We start from the raw sequence: 4663 nt of genomic DNA, 5'->3' as shown, positions 1-4663 counted from the left end.
CTCCAGATCAGGGTCAACGCCGAAACCGGGGTCATCGAGGATGCCCGTTTCAAGACCTACGGCTGCGGCTCCGCCATCGCATCCTCGTCGCTGGTGACGGAATGGGTGAAGGGCAAGACGCTCGACGAAGCCGCTGCCCTGAAGAACAGCGTGATCGCCGAGGAACTGGCCTTGCCGCCCGTGAAGATCCACTGCTCCATCCTGGCCGAAGACGCCATCAAGGCGGCGGTCGACGACTACAAGAAGAAGCACGCTGCAGTGGCGGCGCTGGCTTGAGGCAGGAGGCGTTTCTATGGCTGTCACGATGACCGAGGCCGCCGCACGGCACGTGAGCCGCTACCTTTCCAGGCGTGGAAAGGGCGTCGGTGTACGACTGGGCGTCAAGACCACGGGTTGCTCCGGACTGGCCTACAAACTGGAGTACGTGGACGAGGCCGTGGCCGACGATGTGGTGTTCGAGGATCATGGCGTCAAGGTCATGGTAGATCCCAAGAGCCTTGCCTACATAGACGGCACGCAACTGGACTTCGTGCGCGAGGGCTTGAACGAGGGCTTTCGCTTCAACAACCCCAACGAGCGTGACCGCTGCGGATGCGGTGAGAGCTTTCGCGTCTGACGCCCGTGTCGTGTGAACGGCTCAACCGCCCGCACGGTCCGCCGTGCCGGCGGTTTTTTATTGAACTATGAACCTGCAATCTGACGATTTCGAGCTTTTCGACGTGCCAGCGCAGTTCGCGCAAGACCCGCAGGCACTGGCCGCCCGCTGGAAACTGCTGCAGCGCGAGGCGCATCCAGACCGCTACGCCGCACACGGTGACGCGGCGCAGCGCATGGCCATGCAGTGGTCCGTGCGCATCAACGAGGCATACCAGCGACTGCGCGATCCGCTGCGCCGTGCTGCATACCTGTGCGAATTGCACGGCGCGCCGGTCCAGGCGGAAAACAATACCGCCATGCCGGCAGCCTTCCTGGTGCAGCAGATGGAGTGGCGCGAGGCGCTTGACGAGGCGGATAGCGCGGCGGCATTCGACACATTGAGCGGCAAAGTACAGGCGGCGCAGGCGCAGGCGCAGGCGGCATGCGCGCGTCTGATCGATGCGGAGCATGACTACGCCGCCGCTGCACAGCAAGTCAGAGCCCTCATGTTCCTTGAGCGTTTTGCCGAGAGCGTCGAAGATCGGCGCGATCAATGGGGACAATAGGGCCCATGGCGCTTCTCCAAATTTCCGAACCGGGCCAGTCTCCGGACCCACATCAGCGGCGCATAGCGGTAGGAATCGACCTGGGCACCACGCATTCGCTGGTGGCCACCGTGCGCAACGGTGTGGCCGAATGCCTGCCCGACGCGCAGGGACGCACGCTGTTGCCCTCTGCCGTGCGGTACCTGCCGCAGAACGGCCCCCAGATCGGCTATGAAGCCCGGGATGCGCAGGCAGCGGACCCGGAAAACGTCATCGTCTCGGTCAAGCGGTTCATGGGGCGCGGGCTGTCCGACATTGCGCACCGCGACCAACTGCCCTACCGGTTCGCCGAGAGCCAGGCCAACGGCGCGATGGTCGGACTGAAGACCGTTGCCGGCGAGAAATCCCCCGTGGAGATCAGCGCCGAAATCCTGGCCACGCTGCGCTACCGGGCCGAGGATTCATTGGCCGGCGATTTGTATGGCGCCGTCATCACTGTGCCGGCCTATTTCGACGATGCCCAGCGCCAGGCGACGAAGGATGCCGCCAAACTTGCGGGCATCCATCTGCTGCGATTGGTGAACGAGCCCACGGCAGCAGCTATCGCTTACGGTCTGGACAACGCGAGCGAGGGTGTCTATGCCGTATACGACCTCGGTGGCGGCACCTTCGACATTTCCATCCTGCGGCTGACGCGGGGTGTTTTCGAGGTGATCGCCACGGGCGGCGATTCCGCATTGGGCGGGGATGACTATGATGCCGCGCTTGCGGCCTGGGTACTGGAAAAATGCAGCATCCAGCCGCAGACGCTCAGCGACAGAGCGACCCTGCGCGTGGCCTCCAGGGCCGCCAAGGAGGCGCTTACCACGTCGGAAAAGACCATGTTTTCGGCACTGCTCTCCGCCGGGCTTGTCTGCCGCGATGTCACGCGAGCGGACTTCGAGGCGGCCACCCGGCATTTGACCGAGCGTACGATTGCCGCCGTGCGCAAGGCGCTGCGCGATGCTCGCCTGCAGCGCGAAGACGTGCACGGAGTGGTGCTGGTCGGTGGCTCCACCCGCATGCCGCAGGTGCGGCGGGCGGTTGCCACGTATCTCGAGCGCGAGCCGCTCACTAACCTGAACCCCGACGAAGTCGTCGCGCTGGGTGCTGCCATCCAGGCCAATCAATTGGCCGGCAACAATACTGCGGGCGACCTGCTGCTGCTCGATGTGATTCCGCTTTCGCTGGGCATCGAGACCATGGGCGGGTTGGTCGAACGCATCGTGTCCCGCAATGAAACCATCCCGACCGCCAAGGCGCAGGACTTCACGACCTACAAGGACGGGCAGACTGCGCTGGCTCTGCACGTGGTGCAGGGCGAGCGCGACCTCGTGGCAGATTGCCGCAGCCTGGCCCGCTTCGAACTGCGTGGCATCCCGCCCATGGCGGCGGGGGCCGCGCGCATCCGCGTCACCTTCACGGTGGATGCGGATGGGCTTCTGAGCGTTGGCGCGCGCGAGCTGACCAGCGGCGTGGAGGCGCACATCGACGTGAAGCCGTCCTATGGCCTGACGGACGCGCAGATCGCCGCCATGCTGCAGGAAGGCTTTGCCACCGCCGGCCACGACATGCACGCCCGCGCGCTCGTGGAGGCCCGCGTGGAAGCCGAGCGCATGCTGGCCGCGACGCAAAGCGCACTGGATGCAGATGGCGACATCCTTTCCCTGGAAGAGCGCTTCGCCATCGAACGGCTCATGGCCGCGCTGCACTGCGCGAAAGGCGCGGACGATGCGAGGACCATCGACACTGCCACGCAGGCGCTTGCGAAGGGCGCCGAGGCTTTTGCCGCGCGGCGCATGAACCGCAGCATTCGCGAGGCGCTCGCGGGCAAGAGCGTGCAGTCATTCTGACCCGCTCCTTGGGACTGAAGGACAAACTAGATACATGCCAGTCATAAAAATACTGCCCCACAGCGAATACTGCCCTGGCGGTGCACAGGTGAGCGCACCTGCGGGTACCTCCATCTGCGAGGCTCTGCTCGACAACGGCATCGAGATCGAACACGCCTGCGAAATGAGCTGTGCTTGCACCACCTGCCACGTGATCGTGCGCGAAGGCTATGCCTCGCTCAACGAACCCGACGAAGCGGAAGAAGACCTGCTCGACCGCGCATGGGGGCTGCAGCCGCAGTCGCGGCTGTCCTGCCAAGCCATCCTTGCACAGCAGGACGTGACTGTCGAGATACCCCGGTACTCGATCAACCACGCCAAAGAAAACCACTGAAGACAGAGAGGAGCCCGCAATGACGCGCCAGATCGTGCTGGATACCGAAACCACGGGCTTATCGGCGGAGAACGGCGACCGCATCATCGAAATCGGCTGCGTGGAACTCGTGGGACGCAAGCTCACAGGCCACAACAAGCACTTCTACCTGAATCCCGAGCGGGCCATCCACGAAGATGCCATGAAGGTCCATGGCATCAGCAACGAGTTCCTGCTCGACAAGCCAAAGTTCGCCCAGGTGGCCGATGAGCTCATGGAGTACCTGCGCGACGGCGAGCTCATCATCCACAACGCTGCGTTCGACATCGGTTTTCTGAACAAGGAGCTTGCGCTGCTGGGGCGCGGTGCGCTGCTGTCGTACATCGCTGGCGTGATCGACACGCTCGCGCTGGCCAAGGAGGTGTTTCCGGGCAAGCGCAATTCGCTCGATGCGCTGTGCGACCGCCTGGGCGTGGACAACTCCGGGCGCACGCTGCACGGCGCGCTGTTGGATGCTGAGCTGCTGGCCGATGTCTACATCAACCTCACGCGCGGCCAGGACGCATTGCTGATCGAAGAGGCGGAAACGCCCGGCGAGACTGTCGTGGTGCACGAGCGCGTAGACCTTTCCCGCATCGTGCTGCCCGTGCTGGCCCCCAGCGACCAGGAACTGGCGGCCCATGATGCCGTGCTGGTGCAACTCGACAAATCGAGCGGCGGCACGGTCTGGCGAAAAGCGGCCCGAGCTTATGGCATAATTTAAGGCTGTTGTGAAAACAACGACGGGTGATTAGCTCAGCGGTAGAGCACTGCCTTCACACGGCAGGGGTCACATGTTCGATCCATGTATCACCCACCATACAAAGCAAGTATTCATGCCGCTTGCAACGGAAGTGCCTCCTGACAAGGAGGCGTTTTTTTAGTCAGTATGGGAAAAGTACGGAAAACAGTCCCGTACATCGGTGAACTGTCAGGCTGTCGTTTTTGGTTCGGTCCGACGTTTAAAGCAAGCGCCATGTCCTTGTGCGTCGCCTATTCCACCACTTCAGTCCACTTCAACCCATCGCCGCCTCCTCACGTCATGTCGATGTGAAGAATGGTCGAAATCCTTCAGGCTCAGCGGAAAGACGCTGGTGGCTTACCGCTTACGGCGCAGCCTACACAGGCCGTGCAGCACAAGTTCGACACTTCCTGAATGTAAGTGTTTGATTCCATTAGAAATGGATGTCAAACCGCAG

General features: G+C 62.9%; 6 protein-coding genes and 1 tRNA gene. All 7 read left to right on the top strand.

Features of this window, described 5'->3' with window-relative positions:
- On the top strand, positions 1-276 hold a 276-nt coding region (locus PY257_RS00045), incomplete at its 5' end, for an iron-sulfur cluster assembly scaffold protein (RefSeq protein WP_275737511.1).
- 16 nt (positions 277-292) lie between these two features.
- Positions 293-616, top strand: a complete 324-nt coding sequence (iscA, locus tag PY257_RS00040; protein ID WP_275737509.1) for an iron-sulfur cluster assembly protein IscA — start codon at positions 293-295, stop codon at positions 614-616.
- A 67-nt stretch (positions 617-683) separates the two neighbouring features.
- Entirely contained in the window at positions 684-1202 is a 519-nt protein-coding gene (hscB, locus tag PY257_RS00035; RefSeq protein ID WP_275737507.1) for a Fe-S protein assembly co-chaperone HscB, read from the top strand.
- A gap of 5 nt (positions 1203-1207) precedes the next feature.
- Positions 1208-3073 carry a Fe-S protein assembly chaperone HscA gene (gene hscA, locus PY257_RS00030; protein WP_275737505.1) on the top strand — a complete coding sequence of 622 codons (1866 nt, stop codon included), beginning with the start codon at positions 1208-1210 and terminating at the stop codon, positions 3071-3073.
- A 34-nt stretch (positions 3074-3107) separates the two neighbouring features.
- Positions 3108-3446, top strand: coding sequence for an ISC system 2Fe-2S type ferredoxin (gene fdx / locus PY257_RS00025; protein WP_275737503.1), 339 nt, complete (start codon positions 3108-3110; stop codon positions 3444-3446).
- A gap of 19 nt (positions 3447-3465) precedes the next feature.
- Positions 3466-4188: a DNA polymerase III subunit epsilon gene (dnaQ, locus tag PY257_RS00020; RefSeq protein WP_275737501.1), complete on the top strand. Its 723-nt coding sequence runs from the start codon at positions 3466-3468 to the stop codon at positions 4186-4188.
- A gap of 21 nt (positions 4189-4209) precedes the next feature.
- Positions 4210-4284 (top strand) — tRNA-Val (locus PY257_RS00015).
- The last annotated feature ends 379 nt before the right edge of the window (positions 4285-4663 follow it).

Source organism: Curvibacter soli (assembly GCF_029211125.1).
Lineage (GTDB): Bacteria > Pseudomonadota > Gammaproteobacteria > Burkholderiales > Burkholderiaceae_C > Curvibacter_A > Curvibacter_A soli.
This window is presented reverse-complemented; position numbering and strand designations above follow the sequence as displayed.